The sequence below is a fragment of the Thiospirillum jenense genome, from assembly GCF_014145225.1.
GTDB lineage: Bacteria > Pseudomonadota > Gammaproteobacteria > Chromatiales > Chromatiaceae > Thiospirillum > Thiospirillum jenense.
In genome coordinates, this window is the sequence record NZ_JABVCQ010000031.1 from 1 (window position 1) to 17,870 (window position 17,870).

Sequence of the window (17,870 nt, forward strand, 5' to 3'; positions counted from 1 at the left end):
GTAACCATTATGAATGCCGAAACACTTTTCAGTACAAGTTTATCATTTTTATTCGGGTTTTTTATGATTCCTATTGCATTAAAATTAGCGCAGGGATTAAGTCTATATGCTATTGTCAACGAGTGTGAAGCGCAAGTATTTACTCTATTCGGCAAAGTCATTGGTACGTTAGATGATCCTGGCTTGTGTTTCCCAATTACACACTTCGGAATTCGGGCGTTGTTTGTTCCCTTTTTTGGTAAGCGTTATCTAGTTAATACCGCATTGCGTCAGTATTATTTACGCAGTCAAATGGTTAATTCAGAAGAAGGGACACCGATGGGCGTTGGCATTTGGTATGAGATGCGCGTCACTGATCCAGTTGCGTATTTATTTGCCAATGCTAATCCAGAAGGTTCATTGCAAGCGAATGTTGCCAGTTCGACGATCTCAACATTAAGCAACTTGGAAATGGATAAAATGTTAGAGGATCGTCATCAATTAAGTCGCAAGGTGCGAGCGGCAGTTTCTCCATTATCAGAAAAATGGGGTTATCAATTAGGTTCGGTGTATATTCGCAAAGTTGCTTTTACAGATCGGCAAATGGTAGATAACATCACCGAAAAAGTCGTTAAACGTCTCGTGCAAGTCACCAGCGCAATGAAACAAGATGGTGAAAACCGTGTGGGGTTAATTAAAAGTCAAACTGCATTGAAGGTTTCACAGCAAATGGCCGAAGCCGGCGCCACTCGTCCGGCAATTGTTGGCGCTGCACTCAATGCTATTGCCCAACAAGATAGTGAAGTTATTCATGCGGTATTAGAAATTTTAGAAACTGAACAGCTCATCGCTTCACATGCACCAGTTACAGTTGTACCAACCAATCTTCCCATATTGTTGGCAATTAACGAAATAAATCAATCAATAGAAACAACTAAAATGCCAAAAATACATGGATTAAATCAAGCCGGCAGTTGATTCCATTTAGTAGTGGTTACTATACCTCAATAAATACCAATTTAATAGTGACGGATGATCTGGAAATTCTCGGTTAACTAGAGAGCGTAATTGCACCGCACACCGGTCAAGATTGGTGAAGTTAAAAACATCGGTGGAACAAAGTTTATTCTACTTTTATCCAGTTCGTGGGTTAATCGTGATTCAGTCGGTGCGCGTAATATTTTATTACCCGCTTTGATAGATACACCCCAGTCTGCGAATTGGCAGTAATCATTACTTAGCTTTGCTTAGTAATGCTTAAAAAAAGTATCAGAAAAGAAAAGCCCCTCTTTAACAAAGGGGGATTGCGCGGCTTTAATCAAAAGGGAGGAATTTAATTAACCCTTGATTAAATTGGAATTAACATTAACCAACCGTCGCCGCGCAATCGGGGGCGGTTTTTTTATTGGTGGTGGGAAATGTTGAGTTGCCCGATTGGTGATGTTTAGCGGGGACACGGTGGGCGGGCAACCCAACCTACACAATCTGCGTCAGTTTATGCTCGGTGTTGACTAACCCGAACGACTCAACCAACAATCTATACATATTCTAAACAGAATTTCTATAATTCTTTGCGCCTGTCAAAAGATGTTTTTTGTGCATCTTTCGACGAAAAGCATTAGTGAGAACAGCCGAAAATTGGTACTAACTTCACATTACACAACACAGTTTTATTTCAAATTATGTGGCAAAATTTTCATTTTCTTAATCCCTGGTGGTTAATCGCAATCCTCCCGCTCGGCGGATGGTTATGGTGGCACATTCACCGCGCCATCATTCCCAACGCAACGGCTTGGCAACAGGTCATCGAACCACAGTTTTTACAGTTACTATTACCCAATGCGATTAACCAACGCCGCCTATCATCGGCAATTTGGTTACTTGTCATTGGCTGGTTCATTGCCGTTTTATCACTCGCCAATCCAACTTGGGAACGCCGTCCATTACCCGTTATTCATACGCAAGGCGCCGCCCGAATTATTGTATTGGATTTATCACAATCCATGCTCACCACCGATTTAACTCCGACGCGCCTCGACCGCGCTCGCTATAAGGTACGCGACCTACTCGCCCGCAGCGGCGACGGACAAATCGGCTTGGTGGTATTCGCCGGCGCCGCCTTCACCGTTGTACCACTGAGCGACGACGTCGAAACCGTGCGCACCCTGCTCGACGGCTTATCGCCCGACATCATGCCCGTCGCCGGCAGCCGACCCGATCTCGGCTTAATGCAAGCTGCTGATTTATTGAAACAATCTGGCGTCCAGCGCGGCGACATCGTCCTCGTAACCGACGACGCGGGTGACCAGCGCGCCCACACTGTTGCCGCCACGCTACACACTGGCGGAGTGCGCACCAGTGTCCTCGGCGTCGGTACCGGCAACGGCGGCACCGTTCCTGACGTGCAAACGCCTAATAATCAAGCAGTTTTTGCCACGCTCGACTCACCCGCCCTGCAAGCACTGGCTGACAGCGGCGGTGGCGTATACGCAACACTGGCGACCACCGATCAGGACATCAACGCGCTCCTGTCGCTTACACGCCAACCGATTCCGCAGCCGTTACCCGAGCAAACGGCGCGTTATACCGAAACCTGGTATGGATTGGGGGCGTGGTTGGCGCTGGGGTTATTACCGCTGGGTGCATTGGTATTTCGGCGGGGTTGGTTGTTTTCAATTATGATGACGCCCATTTTAATAATGACATTGACAATGATGCCGACATCAGCGCAGGCACTCACTTGGAATGATCTTTGGCAGCGCCGCGATCAACAAGTGGATACGGCATTAAAAAATGGAGATTTAAATCGCGCTCAAGCATTGGCAAATACGCCATCACAACGCGGTGCAGTGTATTATCGGCAGGGGCAATATCACGCGGCGGCACAGGCATTTGCAGCGGGTAAAACAGCAATTGACCAGTATAATCGCGGCAATGCACTGGCGCAGGCGGGGGAATTAAATGCGGCGATTGCGGCCTATGATGCGGCGTTGGCACAAAACCCGCAATTCGATGATGCACGTTATAATCGTGATCTGGTGCAACGGCAATTAGATCAGCAACAGAATCAAGAAACATCTGATCAACAAGATCAATCAAACCAACCGAACAAATCCAATCAAAACAATCAGTCTGACCAATCAAATAACCAACGCAATCAATCTGACCAATCGAATGATGCTGATCAAACTGATCCGCCCGATTCTAATACAGATCAATCAAATCAGTCTAATCCAGCGACCGCTCCAGAGCAAAAATCACCTAATGACTCTCATTCAAATCAACCGCATCAGACGCAATCAGCAGCGCCGCAATCTGCCAATTCCGATCAAATAACACCGAATGATACTACTCAAACAGAAGCAGCGGCTGCGGATTATCGCCAGCAAGCGGCCGCGTCTGAAAATAATAAGGCTGAAAATAAGAATGATGATGGGACGGCGGGTGAACAATTGACGCCATTATCAACCGCGCAACGTGAAATGCAGCAGGCGACGGAACAATGGTTGCGCCGTATTCCTGATGATCCAGCGGCGCTATTGCGGCGCAAGTTTTTATATCAATACCAGCAGCGGGCGGCGCCACAATTGCCAATTGAAACGGAGAAGACGTGGTAATCGTGTGGTAAATAATAGAACAAAGGATTTATAATCAACAGCGCGCTAAATCCGCATTGCGTTCTAATGCTTGTTCATACAAACGCAAGTCACGATCATTCACGCGCCGTAAATACGCATTTAAACGCGCCGGTAATTCATACGGCTTGGCGACTTGATGATGCGGATTAACATTGTGTGCCGGCGGGTGTAATTGTGCATTATCACCAATTTCAAATAACCGAGTAAACAATCGCAAACTCGAATCAAATCGTTCGGTAATACCGACAAAATCAAATCGTTCCAGCGATTCACCCCACAGGAAACGCGCATAGACATTATGGAATTGACTAATACGCGCAAAGGCGTCTAATGTTAAATCCGGGCGGCGAATAAACCGCTGGTATTGTGGCGTTAAATGTATTCCTTGCGCAACGTCACGTTGGTAATGATGATAGCGCGATACGAGCCGATCAATTGGATCACGCAACCAAATCGCACGGCGGGCTGGGCGAATAAAATGGTATTTATACGCGAGGAAATGTCCATGCACACATTCATAATTAATTAAGCGCGTTTTTGCCTGTCGCGTTGCCAATAACGCCCGCCATTGTGGCAATGGACTGCGCCGTGCCATTGGATAATCTTGATAATCGTATAGCAGCCGTGAACCAAAATGCTGCTCTAAAATCATACGAAAACTGGTGCCGCCGGTTTTAGGAATATGCACAGAAATAAGAATTGGTACCGCCGTTTTCATTGCATACTCCAATACTGATTAGTCACGCACTAATCCCGCTTCCACACGTTGCCGCTGCGTCGCGCCGACTAATAACTCAATTAACATTAATGCAAAATCCATTGCGGTGCCCGGCCCGCGTGAGGTAATGACTTTGCCATCAACCACTACGGCATCGGATTGCAAATGAATATCCGGGTAATTAGCCGCCGTCATTGCGCTGGGATAGACGGTTGCATGACGTCCATTTAATAAACCGGCGTGTGCTAATACGCGGGGCGCGGCACAAATAGCCGCAGTGTAATGACCCGCCGCCGCATGACGCTGAAGCAGTTGATGAATACGCGGATCCTGGTCAAGATACTCTGCGCCGGGTAAGCCGCCCGGTAAAATAATCATGTCAAAATCATCATTGATGACCGCTGCTAATGGTTGATCGGGAATTAAGCGCGTTCCACGACTGGCAGTGATGGGCATTGCAACTTCGCCGTTTTCTAAACCAACAGTCACGACTTCAATCTCAGCACGCCGTAATAAATCAATAAGCGTGACGGCTTCTAGTTCTTCACAACCATTGGCAAGCGGAATCATAACACGCGGCATTGTGGTCTCCTTTTTAATAAACCTAGCCATCATAAAATAAAACACTACATGCAAACAATAATCGCTGCTATTTTGAAAATCAAACTGTTAACATTTGAACTGCGTAACTCTTGAGAGTTAATTCAACTTGACGCGCATTGTTCTCATCAACCGATACATTTATGCGACTTATTGCTTACAAAAACTCACAATAAGCAACACATGTACACCTATTTCTGAGTGAGGGTGTATCTACTAACGTACGCAGGAAAACCCCGCGTGCTCCATTGATGTCAAGATCAACGGTAATGCCATTGCTGGTTATCGTTTTCGCGCCACCAATCTGTTTAATTTCACTTGTCCAACTGGCGGTTTTCGATGTAAAGGCTTCATTCACGCGCAATACCGTTTTGCCAATGCGTTGAGCAGCCGTTTCAATACGTTGCCCAAAACGATAAAACGCATAACCAAGCATTGCACGGACTGATTTAGCACGAATTTTACGGTGCGCTTTTGTCGCCATCGCTTGCGTTTCAAAAGTTGGCAATGCCAAGCAGCCCGACTAATAAACACAGTGCAATAATGAGCTTGATTCTGATTGTCATCAGGAATTATGCAGTTGGATTATAAATTATTGATTGATCTTTTTCACACCGGAGCGCGGGAAAGATCAATCGGTGCAATGTGGCGCGTGGGAATTATCAAGCCGACTATTTAATCACAACTCATGCCGTTCAATCCCCGCCTCGGCCGCGGCCACTGCACGGAAAATCGCCCGCCCTTTATTCAAGGTTTCCTGCCATTCTAATTCGGGTTGTGAATCCGCCACAATTCCCGCGCCGGCTTGAATATGCAGCATTCCATCTTGAATAACCGCCGTGCGAATGGCAATAGCCGTATCCATGTTGCCATTAAATCCCAAATAGCCGACGGCGCCGGAATACACCCCGCGTTTAATTGGTTCTAATTCATCAATAATTTCCAACGCCCGCACCTTTGGCGCACCGGAAACAGTACCGGCGGGAAAGGTGGCGCGTAATACATCTAATGCGGTTAATCCAGCGCGCAATTGACCAATTACATTCGAGACAATGTGCATAACGTGTGAATAGCGCTCAACCACCATCCGCTCGGTTAATTGCACCGTGCCAATCTGCGCCACCCGCCCAACATCATTCCGTCCCAAATCAATTAACATTAAATGCTCGGCCAATTCCTTTGGATCGGCGAGCAATTCACGTTCTAATGCCGCATCTTCTATTTCATTTGCCCCGCGCCGCCGCGTTCCCGCAATTGGCCGCACTGTCACCTGATTGTCTTCTAATCGCGTTAAAATCTCCGGTGATGAGCCGACGATATGAAAGCCATTGAGATTAAAAAAGTACATGTACGGTGATGGATTTAAGCCGCGCAATGCCCGATATAAATCTAATGGCCGGGCGCGATAGGGAATAGACAGGCGTTGGGATAACACCACCTGCATACAATCACCGGCGAGAATGTAATTTTTAATACGTTCCACCGCCTGTTGAAAACCATCTTGTGTGAAACCCGAAATAAAATCGTGTTCATTCACTTGATGACTGGTGGAATCAAGATGACGCGGGGCGCCGCGCTGCATTTTGGCAATTAACGCATTGATCCGCTGCGTGCCGCTATTCAAATCATCGCCAGCAGTTGGATCAAGATGCACAATTAAATACAGCCGCCCGCGTAAATTATCAAACACCACCACATCTTCTGATACCATGAGTAAAATATCAGGATTGCCCAGCGGATCAGGATTCGGGCATGATCCCAAACGCGGTTCAATATACCGCACGGTGTCATAGCCAAAATAGCCCACTAATCCACCGGCAAAGCGCGGCATGTTTAATTGCGGGGCAATGCGAAAACGTTGTTGAAATTGCGCAATCCAATCCAGCGGATCATTCGTGTCGGCCGTTTCAATACACACGCCGTCGCGTTCGATTTGAATACGGTTGCCATAGACTTTTAACACGGTGCGGCTGGGCAAACCAATAATGGAATAGCGCCCCCATTTTTCGCCGCCCTGCACCGATTCTAATAAATAAGAATAGGGCGCATCGGCCAGTTTTAAATAACAACTTAATGGCGTATCTAAATCGGCCAGAATTTCGTGTACAATTGGAATGCGGTTATAACCCGCTTGCACGAGCGCCGCAAATTCGGTAGCGTTTATCATTAACACTGTGACCTAAATTGTATTAAACAGAATACACTTGTGAATTAAAACCATGACCACGCCATCCTCCACTTGCCAATTAGCGTTAATTCAAGACTGCGATCACGGAAGTCGCGCTGCCAATCAAGTCGCGCACGAGTGGGCAATTCGCGCCGCCGCCGCCGCGGGCAGTCAACTCATGTTGTTGCAAGAATTACACACCGGTGCGTACTTTTGCCAACAGGAACAGACGTCCGAATTCGACCGCGCCGAGCCAATTCCCGGCCCCAGCACCGCGTGGCTGGGCGCATTAGCCGCCGAATTAGGCGTAGTCATCGTCGGTTCATTATTCGAGCGCCGCGCCGCCGGGCTGTACCACAACACCGCCGTCGTGTTAGACAGTGACGGACGGCTGGCGGGGCGCTACCGCAAATTGCACATCCCCGACGACCCGGGCTTTTATGAAAAATTCTATTTTACGCCCGGCGACCTCGATTGTAGCCCGATTCCCACCAGCGTCGGGCGGCTGGGCGTACTAGTCTGCTGGGATCAATGGTTTCCCGAAGCGGCGCGGTTAATGGCGCTCGGCGGCGCAGACCTGTTACTTTACCCGACCGCCATCGGCTGGGATCGGCGCGACACGGCGGACGAACAGCGCCGTCAACTCGACGCCTGGATCACGGTGCAGCGCGGCCACGCCATCGCCAACGGCCTGCCGCTCGCCGCCTGCAATCGCGTCGGTTACGAATCCGACCCGAGCGGTGCGGGCGAAGGCATTGATTTTTGGGGCAATTCTTTCGTGTGCGGCGCGCAGGGCGAAGTGTTAGCCACCGCGTCGAGCGACCAGCCCGCCATCGTCACCGCCACGCTCGACTTCGCCCGTACCGAACACGTCCGCCGCCTCTGGCCATTTTTGCGTGACCGCCGCGTGGACGTGTACGGCGACCTCACCCGCCGTTGGCGCGATGGCGCTTGAATGCGCATCAATCAACCCTGACAATAGTCGTTCCTGATTCACTTTCATAGCACGGACTGATTAATAATGAATGACACCCAAAAACTCATGCGTTCTATTATTCAACGCATCGCCACCGGCCCCGAATTATCTAAAAACATTTCCCGCGAAGATGCCTATCATGGCATGATGGCCATTCTCAACGGGCAAATTGATCCAATTCAAGCCGGCATCTTTTTAATTGCGTTGCGCATGAAACGCGAAAGCGATGACGAACAACGCGGCGTATTAGATGCCATTCAAGCCATGACCGGCTCCGCCGTTGCAGATGTGGATGAAGTGGTGGATTTAGCCGACCCCTATGATGGCTATAATCGCTGTTTACCCGCCGCGCCCTTTTTGCCCGTTGTATTAGCCGAATGCGGCGTTCCCACCATTACACACGGCAGCGATGCAATTGGCCCCAAATTCGGCGTCACGCATCGCCATATATTAGAAGCGGCCGGCATTCCAATTGATTTAAATACCGCCGCGGCCGCGCTACGTTTATCCGATCCGTCAATTGGTTGGAGTTATGTGGATCAACGCGCTTTTAGCCCCGCGTTGCACAGTTTAATTCCGTTGCGCGAGGCGGTCGTTAAACGGCAAATATTAACCACCACTGAAGTATTAGCCCGTCCTATTCACGGACGGCGTAAAACGCATTTAGTCACCGGTTATGTCCACAAACCCTACCCGCGTATTTATGCGTTATTAGCCCGTCATGCCGGATTTGATTCGGCGTTAATTGTACGCGGTATTGAAGGCGGCATCATTCCATCATTACGCCAAACCGGCGCCTGTTTTAATTATGTGCAAATGGGTGAGGAACAATCATTTGATATTGAACCAACCGATTTGGGTATTGAACAATCCGTCCGCACCGTGCCATTACCCGACAATTTACCCACCACCACTCGCCCGGGAGATGAAATCGCCGTTGCCGTTGATGTCAAAGCCACCGCGCAGGCCGCCGCCACTGCCGGTAAAGCCGCATTAGCCGGTGAACGCGGCCCAACTTATGATAGTTTAGTCTTCGGTGGCGCATTGATCTTATGGCATTTACGCCGTGAAACCACGTTAAACCATGCCGCTGATCGTATTCGTGCCGTATTAGATTCTGGCGCCGCACTGCATCGGTTGCATTAAAAGGAGCGTGTATGAACACCGATCAAGAACGCGATGATGATGACGACGACGATGACTATTTAGACAATGATGATGACGACTATGCCGATGATGAATGGCCATTAAGTCGTCTTCAAAAAGAGATGGTGGCAGTCGCCTGGGTCAATGAACTTGCCGAGGGGCAATTCAAACAAGTCGAAGTCAATGGACAAGCATTTATCATAGCTGAAGCGCACGGGTTAATCTATGCACTTGCCGACCAATGTGGTCACGAAGATTACCCCCTATCCTATGGTTGTATTCACGGTGACACGATTAAATGTTCATTACATGGCAGCCGTTTTGATTTATTAACCGGCTTCCCACTCGATGAACCCGCCGAATTACCCGTGCCGGTTTATCGCGTTGTCGTTGGCTTTGATCGCGTGTGGATTGATCCGCGTGAACCCGTTGATCCCGAGGAGTATTATCACGAGGTCAAGGGTTATTAATCCCGCGTCTTGCATCGGTGTTTGAATGGTGCTGCCGTTGTGATTGATGAAATTATTACGGCAGTTTTTAATCGTTCCCACACTCCGGTCTGGGAACGTAATCTTTTTTAATAATCAATTTAGAACCCAACCCATTTAATTTTTGGACGCTTTCATGCCCATCACAACCGCACCAATTACCGACATTCCCGCCTACATGCAGCAATTGGGCATCAATGCCCGTGCTGCCGCCCGTTCATTAGCCCGCGCACCAACGGCAATGAAAAATGCCGCATTGCTGGCCATTGCCGACGAATTAAATCGTGATCGCGCTGCATTACTCGCCGCCAATGCCGAAGATTGCGCAGCGGGCGCCGCCGCTGGATTAGATGACGCTTTAATTGACCGCCTGGCATTAAATGATAAACGCATTGACGCCATGATTGCCGGCTTAAATGAAGTCGCCGCATTAGCCGACCCAGTTGGCGCAATCACCGATTTGAATTACCGCCCGTCAGGGATTCAAGTCGGGCGAATGCGCGTTCCATTGGGCGTAGTGGGCATTATTTATGAATCACGCCCCAACGTGACCATTGACGCCGCCGCATTATGTTTGAAATCCGGCAATGCCACCGTATTACGCGGTGGCTCAGAATCATTGCGCTCGAATTGCGCACTCGCCGCCTGTATTGAACGCGGTTTAATTGCCGCCCAATTACCCGCAACTGGTGTGCAAGTGGTGGCCACCACTGATCGCGCCGCCGTCGGTGTGTTAATTGCCAGCCCCGATTATGTGGATGTGATAATTCCACGCGGCGGCAAGGGTTTAATTGAACGTATTAGCCGCGAGGCGCGAGTACCGGTGATTAAACATTTAGACGGTATTTGCCACATTTATATTGACGACCGCGCCGATTTAGAGAAAGCATTTACCGTCACCATGAATGCTAAAACCCAGCGTTACGGCACCTGTAATACCTTAGAAACCTTATTAGTTGCAGAGAGCATTGCGCCGGATATTTTGCCGCGTTTGAATAGCGCGTTAATTGAAAAAGGCGTCGAAATACGCGGCTGTCCGCAAACACAAGCGCTATTACCGAATGCACTGCCGGCCACTGACGTTGATTGGGCAACCGAATATTTAGCACCGATCTTATCTATTCGGATTGTTCCAGATTTAGATGCGGCAATTAATCATATTGAACAATACGGTTCACATCATACTGACGCAATTATGACGGAAGATTATTCACGCGCTCGGCGGTTTTTACGCGAAGTGGATTCCAGTTCAGTGATGGTGAATGCGTCCACCCGCTTTGCCGATGGATTTGAATACGGTTTGGGCGCTGAAATTGGTATTAGCACCGATAAGTTCCACGCCCGCGGTCCCGTTGGATTGGACGGCTTAACCAGTCAAAAGTTTATTGTGTTGGGCGATGGACAGGTGCGCGGTGGTTAATGAAAAAACAGATTATTGTGAATAATAGTCAGGGCACCCAACACTGTCAACCGAATGATAATCGAATTGACGGCGCAGCAACAGAATAGGATAATTCTATGATTGGTTTATTAGGCGGCACCTTTGACCCGATTCATTACGGCCACTTGCGTTCCGCATTAGAAGTATTTGATACCCTGTCGCTGCGTGAATTGCGGTTTATTCCCCTGCGGCGCGCCGTGCATCGAGCGCAACCATTAGCGCCGGCGGCAATGCGATTAGAATTGGTCGCGGCGGCCGTTGGTCAACAACCGGGGTTTATTGCCGATGGACGCGAAATAGCGCATGACGGGCCATCGCGCACTTATGATACGTTGCAATCCATACGCGCTGAATTGGGGCAAATAGAACCGGTCTGTTTGTTAATTGGCGGCGATGCCTTTAATGGCTTTTTAGATTGGTATCAACCGCTCAGGATTTTGGAACAAACCCATTTAATTGTCATGCAGCGTCCGGGTGCGCCAATGCCGCGTGATCCTGAATTACGCAAACAATTACAACAGCGCCAAGCGCGGCACGTTGAGGAATTAACCGCCACACCAGGCGGGCGGATTTGGGTGCAACCAGTCACGCAATTGGCTATTGCATCAACCACGATTCGTTCATTGATTGCCGCAGGTAAAACGGCGCGATTTTTAGTACCAGATGCGGTATTAGAACTGATTGAACAGTATCAGTTGTATCAAAACCCCGCAATTAATAGCGCGTAATCATGCGTAGTCATTGCGAATCACTTTAATAGCAAAACGATTGGGAGATGTGTTTTAAACTATGCAAGTTGAAGAATTAAAAACCCTCGTGTTAAATACGCTGGATGATATGAAAGCACAGGACGTGGTTGCATTAGATGTGCGCAATCACACGGCAATTACCGATATTATGATTGTCGCATCTGGCACGTCAGGTCGCCATGTACGCGCCATTGCCGAAACGGTGGCGTATCGCGCAAAAGAATCAGGTGAAGCGCCATTAGGTAGTGAAGGCTTGAATGAAGGTGAATGGGCGCTGGTGGATTTGAATAGCGTGGTATTACACGTTATGCTGCCCAAAGTGCGCGATTTTTATAATTTAGAACGCCTGTGGTCAGCGCCGGCACCGCTCGTGCCTATTGCCGTTCCTGCATGAATAGTCACTATTAAAAACGGGTATTTGCAGAGTAGAGTGGTTGAATAGGTGATTTAAAAATGCAATTAGTTTTATCACTATAAATGATTTCACACACGATGAAGTGACCGAATAAACCTGAAATTGAACGCAGTGATTGGGGAGTATAAGTGACTATTTAATTGAGGTGCATTTTGGGGTAAACAAGATAAACTAAGGTCACGCGAATTCCTATCAAGTGCGACAAGTCCGCGCCGTATGACTGTGCCATCGGTTAATGGAGATTCGCTAATATTTAAATATGAAACCATCATTTACTGGAGTGATGAAGATCAAGTCTTTATTGCCGAAGTGCCTGAATTATTCGGCTGCATGGCACATGGAGATAGTCATCACATAGCATTGATTAACGTGATAAACTGCAGCGCAGTTGTGGATTGATACCGCGATAGAATTGGGCGATCCGCTGCCAATACCACAGGGACGGCGGGTGGCGTATGCCTGAGATCAAAACGTCGGAGACGGTGATTAAAAAGTAGTTGGCAATAATGATACTTTTTCAAAGTTATAAAGCGGTTTTTAGAATAGTTATCACCACTTCCGCTGAATAAACATCTGCAATGCCGAAGCCATGTACATTGCTGCGCACGTTATTAACAATGCTCGGCAAATCGGCATCTTTAATTCCCAATTGCGACAAGCGTGTGGGTGTGCCGATTTGGTTAAACCACTGTTCTAGCGCGATAATTCCTTGCTCTGGCGTGGCAACGTTGAATACGTTTTTAGCAAAGCGCTCGAATTGCGTTGTATTGTGAGCGTGATACCACTTCATCCACGCTGGAATAATAACTGATAAACCCGCCCCATGTGGCACATTAAAGAGCGCAGAGAGTGCGTGTTCAATCGCATGATTGGGAAAACTAAAACCACCCACACCCGCCGTGGTCACACCATTCAATGCTAATGTCGCTGCCCAAGCGAATTGGGCGCGGGCGTCATAATTGGCTAGGTTAATTAACAACGCCTCAGTCGTTTCAACTACTGTGTTAATAAGCGACTCAACCAGACGCGATTGCAATGCTGGATGGGCGGCCGCGGTGAAATAGGCTTCAATTAAATGCGCAATAATGTCGGCGGCCGAATATACGAGATAATCGCGTGACACGCCCTGCATCAGTTGTGGATTAACAATAGAGACTTTGGGAAATAGCGCGGGCGATTTAATAAAAAACTTTTCTTTGGTATTTTCATTCGTGACCACCGCCGCGCCATTCATTTCACTACCCGTCGCGGCGAGTGTGAGAATCGTAAATAAGGGCAGCGCGGATTCAATGCCTGCTTTGCCAATAAATAAATCCCAGACATCGCCGTCATAATAAACACCTGCCGCAATCGCTTTGGCACTGTCGAGTACCGACCCGCCGCCGACGGCTAAAATCGCATTCACTTGCTGCGCCCGCGCTAATACAACTCCCTCGCGCACTTTTGAAATAACGGGATTGCTGACAACACCGCCAAGTTCGACCAACTCAATCCCGTTTTCATTTAATTTATGACTAACGACGTCAAATAACCCATCACGTTTAATGCGCTCGCTGCCATAGCACAGCAATACTTTTTTAATACCATGTGCGGCTAAATGTTGGCCAATGGTTTGTTCTTTACCAATACCAAATTCAATGGTAGTTGGATTGAAAAAGGTGAAGTTGTCCATGTGATTGCCTGTTACTCGAAATAAATTGCAGCGTGATGCGGTGAATCAATTAGGAATTACATTCCCACGCTAGAGCGCAGGAACAATCATTCACTATGAATTGGCGCCCACGACAGGAATTGAACCTGCGACCTGCCGCTTAGGAGGCGGCTGCTCTATCCAACTGAGCTACGAGGGCAAATAAAACAGTGCAGTTTTTTATTAACAACTGCCGCAATTATGATTATTAAGACTGCCGCAACTATGGAATTAAACGCAATAATTCTTCGGCATGAGCGCGGGTCGTCGCTGTGATTTCCATACCACCCAACATGCGCGCTAATTCATCCACACGCTGCGGATGGGCTAATGCTTCAATTGCCGCCACCGTTTGACCATCATCATTCGATTTAATGACGCGCAATTGCTGATGTGCCTGCGCTGCGACCTGCGGTAAATGCGTCACACATAATACCTGCCGCGTTGTGGCTAATCGCCGTAATAATCGCCCAACAATCTCCGCCACGCCGCCACCAATTCCCACATCCACTTCATCAAAAATTAACGTGGGAATACCGGTGCAACTGGCGGTTGCCACTTGAATTGCCAAACTAATACGAGATAATTCACCGCCAGACGCCACTTTAGCTAATGGTTGCAATGGCTGACCCATATTCGCGCTGACTTGAAATTCTACCTGATCTAATCCGTGTGCGGTCGGCGGTTCAATTGCACGAATCATAATTGCAAATTGCCCACCAATCATGCCTAATTCCTGCAACATTGCCGTCACGGTCGCACTTAATTGCACGGCGGCCGCCTGCCGCGCTGCGCTTAATTGCGTCGCCATTGCCAAAAAGATCGAGTGCGCTTGGGCGCATTGTTCATTCAACGCATCTAGGTTAGCATCCGCCTGTTCTAATTGGGTTAATTCAGCATTTAATTGCGTGAACATTGCCGGTAATTGCGCCGGCGGGACGCGATATTTGCGCCCCAAATCATGCAACCGCATTAAACGCTCTTCAATTTCATTGGCACGTTCTGGGTCGAATTCTAATCCATCGCAGTATTGGCGTAAATTGGCCGCCGCCTCTTTGATTTGCACCAGGGCGCTGGTTAATAATTCGCCGCTATCAATTAACTGTGCATCCAGCGTAATCAATGCGCTGAGGTCATTATTCGCACGACTTAATTGATCGTGCAGCGTCGTTTCACCATCATATAATAATTGTACCAAGCGCGCTGTGGTATCGCGCAACCGCTCGACATTCGTTAAGCGCCGCTGTTCAGTATCGAGTTGTTCTAATTCTCCTTCAGTGGGGGCGAGTAATTCTAATTCAGCGACTTGAAAGCGGAGCAATTCCAATCGTGCCTCACGCCGCTCGCGTTCATTATTCAACCGCTCCCAGCGCGTTATTAACTCCCGATAACGGGAATAAGATGCGGCGACCTCGGCGGCGAATGCTAATTGCCCGGCGTATTCATCCAGTAAATCACGTTGTGCGGTCGGGCGTAATAATGATTGGTGGGCGTGTTGCCCGTGAATATCAATTAATTTTTCACCCAAAGCGCGCAATTGAGCAGTATTGACTGGCTGGTCATTAATATAAGCGCGGGAGCGCCCGCCACGAATAAGAATCCGCCGAATATGACAGGGCAGCGGGGTATGATGCGCTGCCAATTCGGCGGATTGATGCGCAATAGTTTCATCAGTTAACAGCAATTGATGGGCAATTAACCAGTCTTGCGCTGCTTGGCAATGAAGCACATCAAAGTGGGCATTGATCTCCGCCCGATCATGTCCAGTACGAATAAATAATGGATCAGCACGATCACCCAGTACGAGATTTAACGCATCAATTAAAATAGATTTACCGGCGCCAGTTTCACCAGTTAAAGCGGTCATGCCGTCAATTAAAGTTAATTCTAAATGACGCACAATCACGAAATGATTAACGGTAATATGGGTCAACATAAATGATGCGCCGTTGTATGCCCACCCCACCCGAGTTTAGCGCGCAAAATGCCGTAATGATCGTAGCCGCGTGGGTGAAGTAAGCGCACACGATGCGGGCTGCGGCGGATTTGTACATTGGTTGCGCCAATGAGTGGCACCTGCGTTTGTCCATCGCAAGTGAGACGCACTTGTTGCGCGGCGTCATGACATAAACGAATATCAACGGTGCAATTGGCACTGACCACGAGCGGGCGATTACTTAGGGTGTGCGGGCAAATAGAAACGAGTAATAAAGCGTCTAAACTTGGGTGTAATAACGGCCCGCCGCCGGATAATGCGTAGGCGGTTGAACCGGTGGGGGTGCTAATAATAATGCCATCGGCGTATTGGGTATTGACGAATTGACCGTCAATATAGGTTTCAAATTCGATCATGCGCACCGTATTCCATTTGGCAATGACGATGTCATTTAATGCGCGCCCACGTTGTACCGTTGCCATTGCCGCATCATCGCCACAACAGGCTTCTAATAAACTGCGTTGTTCTTCTTCGGTTTCGCCGGCTAATAATTGATCTAAATGGGTTTCTAAAGTGTCGGGTGATAAATCGGCTAAAAAACCGAGCCGTCCGAGGTTAATACCGACTAATGGTGCGGCGTAAGGTGCTAATTCACGCGCCGCATGTAAAAAGGTGCCGTCACCACCGACGACTAATACCAATTCAACGCTGCGCCCTAATTCGGGTAATGAACAGGCAAAAACGGTATTATTATCCAGCAATTGCGCTGTGGCTAAATCTAATACTGGGGTGACATTGCGGGAATGAAGATGGGCTAATAACCGTTCCAGCATCGGCACCACTCGCGCATCATCATCTTGTTTGCCGATAATACCGACAGTTTGATAGGTGTATAACGGCAACGATTTCATAGCAATGAATACATGATTAACGATTTAACTCTGCGGACTAAAACAACGGGGCGTATCATTATGCGTCAAATTCATTATGAATAGCGCGGCGGTCGCCATACCGATGCAACATGATTTGACGTGGAAAACGTTCACTCGCACACCCAATGCACGGATGCCCGCTGCGAATACAGGTATTGGTGTTGTGATTATGACCAAAGCGCATACAATCATTGTGCGTCACCGGCCCCTGACAACCGAGTTTTAATAAACATCCGGGATCACCAATGCGTTCGGCATAGCGGCGTTCTTGAAAATCCGCATAATAAATACAGCGTTCGTGGATGGTGCGTTCAAAAAACTTAATTGGCCGGGCTAATTCGTCTAGTTCCGGCAACTGCCCTAGTTTTAATTGATGCAATAGCACATACACAATATGTTCGGGTTTCATTGGGCAATTGGGCAGAGCGACCAGTGGTTTATTGATGTTTTTGTATTGTAAAAACTCGCGCAACGTCATTGATCCAGTCACGGTGCCATTCATTTTAGGAATACCACCGAGCGCGGCGCAAGTGCCAGCGGCAATTAACATACTAGCGCGGGGAGCTAATTGCGTAATCCAGTCGGTCATGGGGCGCTCGCCCATTAAACACGCATGAGGATATTTAATAGGAATGCCACCTTCTAATACTAGGATAAAGCCGTCTTCGTGGTGGGTTAAATGGTCAAGAATGTGAATAACCTGCTCACCAGTGGCTAATGATAAATCAGGGTGAAAGATCACATCAACAAATTGGGTTAAAATCTCCACAATGGAGACCTGTTCAATATCAAGAAAGGCAGTTGAACAACCCGAACAAGAAGTGCCATGCAACCATAATAAACGTGGGCGATTTACTGCCGTTGGTGCAGCGAGTAATTCTTCAAAGTTAAACAATTGTGCCGCGCCGGCAGCAACGATGATTTGCCATAAACGTTGGATAAATTGGCGGCGCTTACTGTTCATAAACCCAATTTTTCAATAAAAATTCATTAAA

The 17,870-nt window shown here is 48.2% G+C and carries 16 protein-coding genes and 1 tRNA gene; 8 read left to right on the plus strand and 9 right to left on the minus strand.

Annotation, left to right across the window (positions count from 1 at the left end; all coding sequences use genetic code 11):
- The first annotated feature begins 63 nt into the window (after positions 1 to 63).
- A complete protein-coding gene (locus HUK38_RS12095; protein WP_420825176.1) occupies positions 64 to 957 on the plus strand; it encodes an SPFH domain-containing protein in 894 nt (297 codons plus the stop codon).
- A gap of 704 nt (positions 958 to 1,661) precedes the next feature.
- A complete protein-coding gene (locus HUK38_RS12100) occupies positions 1,662 to 3,596 on the plus strand; it encodes a VWA domain-containing protein (protein ID WP_182584589.1) in 1,935 nt (644 codons plus the stop codon).
- 34 nt (positions 3,597 to 3,630) lie between these two features.
- Here HUK38_RS12100 and HUK38_RS12105 read toward each other — a convergent pair whose 3' ends face one another.
- The 4 genes from HUK38_RS12105 to trpE all read right to left on the minus strand — a co-directional run bounded on the left by HUK38_RS12105 (position 3,631) and on the right by trpE (position 7,102).
- Entirely contained in the window at positions 3,631 to 4,335 is a 705-nt protein-coding gene (locus HUK38_RS12105; protein ID WP_182584590.1) for a sulfotransferase family 2 domain-containing protein, read from the minus strand.
- An 18-nt stretch (positions 4,336 to 4,353) separates the two neighbouring features.
- Entirely contained in the window at positions 4,354 to 4,917 is a 564-nt protein-coding gene (locus HUK38_RS12110) for a DJ-1 family glyoxalase III (RefSeq protein ID WP_182584591.1), read from the minus strand.
- A gap of 175 nt (positions 4,918 to 5,092) precedes the next feature.
- Positions 5,093 to 5,443 carry a zinc ribbon domain-containing protein gene (locus HUK38_RS12115; RefSeq protein WP_238787636.1) on the minus strand — a complete coding sequence of 117 codons (351 nt, stop codon included), beginning with the start codon at positions 5,441 to 5,443 and terminating at the stop codon, positions 5,093 to 5,095.
- Between the two features lie 171 nt (positions 5,444 to 5,614).
- Positions 5,615 to 7,102, minus strand: a complete 1,488-nt coding sequence (gene trpE, locus HUK38_RS12120) for an anthranilate synthase component I (protein WP_182584593.1) — start codon at positions 7,100 to 7,102, stop codon at positions 5,615 to 5,617.
- 52 nt (positions 7,103 to 7,154) lie between these two features.
- Here trpE and HUK38_RS12125 point away from each other — a divergent pair, with 52 nt between their 5' ends.
- From HUK38_RS12125 to rsfS, 6 genes are all read left to right on the plus strand, one after another.
- Positions 7,155 to 8,057 (plus strand): carbon-nitrogen hydrolase, encoded by a 903-nt coding sequence (locus HUK38_RS12125; protein WP_182584594.1) that lies wholly within the window; start codon positions 7,155 to 7,157, stop codon positions 8,055 to 8,057.
- A 66-nt stretch (positions 8,058 to 8,123) separates the two neighbouring features.
- The gene (locus HUK38_RS12130) at positions 8,124 to 9,224 is read left to right on the plus strand and encodes an anthranilate phosphoribosyltransferase (RefSeq protein WP_182584595.1); all 1,101 of its coding nucleotides are present in this window, start codon (positions 8,124 to 8,126) and stop codon (positions 9,222 to 9,224) included.
- Positions 9,225 to 9,235: 11 nt separating this feature from the next.
- Positions 9,236 to 9,694, plus strand: coding sequence for a Rieske 2Fe-2S domain-containing protein (locus HUK38_RS12135; RefSeq protein WP_338065418.1), 459 nt, complete (start codon positions 9,236 to 9,238; stop codon positions 9,692 to 9,694).
- A gap of 154 nt (positions 9,695 to 9,848) precedes the next feature.
- A complete protein-coding gene (locus tag HUK38_RS12140; protein ID WP_182584596.1) occupies positions 9,849 to 11,132 on the plus strand; it encodes a glutamate-5-semialdehyde dehydrogenase in 1,284 nt (427 codons plus the stop codon).
- A 98-nt stretch (positions 11,133 to 11,230) separates the two neighbouring features.
- A complete protein-coding gene (nadD, locus tag HUK38_RS12145) occupies positions 11,231 to 11,881 on the plus strand; it encodes a nicotinate-nucleotide adenylyltransferase (RefSeq protein WP_182584597.1) in 651 nt (216 codons plus the stop codon).
- Positions 11,882 to 11,942: 61 nt separating this feature from the next.
- Positions 11,943 to 12,296, plus strand: a complete 354-nt coding sequence (gene rsfS / locus HUK38_RS12150; protein ID WP_182584598.1) for a ribosome silencing factor — start codon at positions 11,943 to 11,945, stop codon at positions 12,294 to 12,296.
- A 544-nt stretch (positions 12,297 to 12,840) separates the two neighbouring features.
- On the opposite strand, the gene HUK38_RS12155 is transcribed toward rsfS, so the two are convergent.
- The 5 genes from HUK38_RS12155 to HUK38_RS12175 form a co-directional block, all read right to left on the minus strand.
- Positions 12,841 to 13,989 carry an iron-containing alcohol dehydrogenase gene (locus HUK38_RS12155; RefSeq protein ID WP_182584599.1) on the minus strand — a complete coding sequence of 383 codons (1,149 nt, stop codon included), beginning with the start codon at positions 13,987 to 13,989 and terminating at the stop codon, positions 12,841 to 12,843.
- A gap of 101 nt (positions 13,990 to 14,090) precedes the next feature.
- Positions 14,091 to 14,167, minus strand: a tRNA-Arg gene (locus tag HUK38_RS12160).
- 63 nt (positions 14,168 to 14,230) lie between these two features.
- Positions 14,231 to 15,943 (minus strand): DNA repair protein RecN, encoded by a 1,713-nt coding sequence (gene recN / locus HUK38_RS12165; RefSeq protein WP_182584600.1) that lies wholly within the window; start codon positions 15,941 to 15,943, stop codon positions 14,231 to 14,233.
- Complete coding sequence (locus HUK38_RS12170) at positions 15,937 to 16,854, minus strand: NAD(+) kinase (RefSeq protein ID WP_182584601.1); 918 nt, start codon at positions 16,852 to 16,854, stop codon at positions 15,937 to 15,939. Before HUK38_RS12170 ends, recN begins: the two co-directional genes overlap by 7 nt.
- Before the next feature lie 58 nt (positions 16,855 to 16,912).
- Positions 16,913 to 17,839, minus strand: coding sequence for an NADH-quinone oxidoreductase subunit B family protein (locus HUK38_RS12175; protein WP_182584602.1), 927 nt, complete (start codon positions 17,837 to 17,839; stop codon positions 16,913 to 16,915).
- Positions 17,840 to 17,870 lie beyond the last annotated feature (31 nt).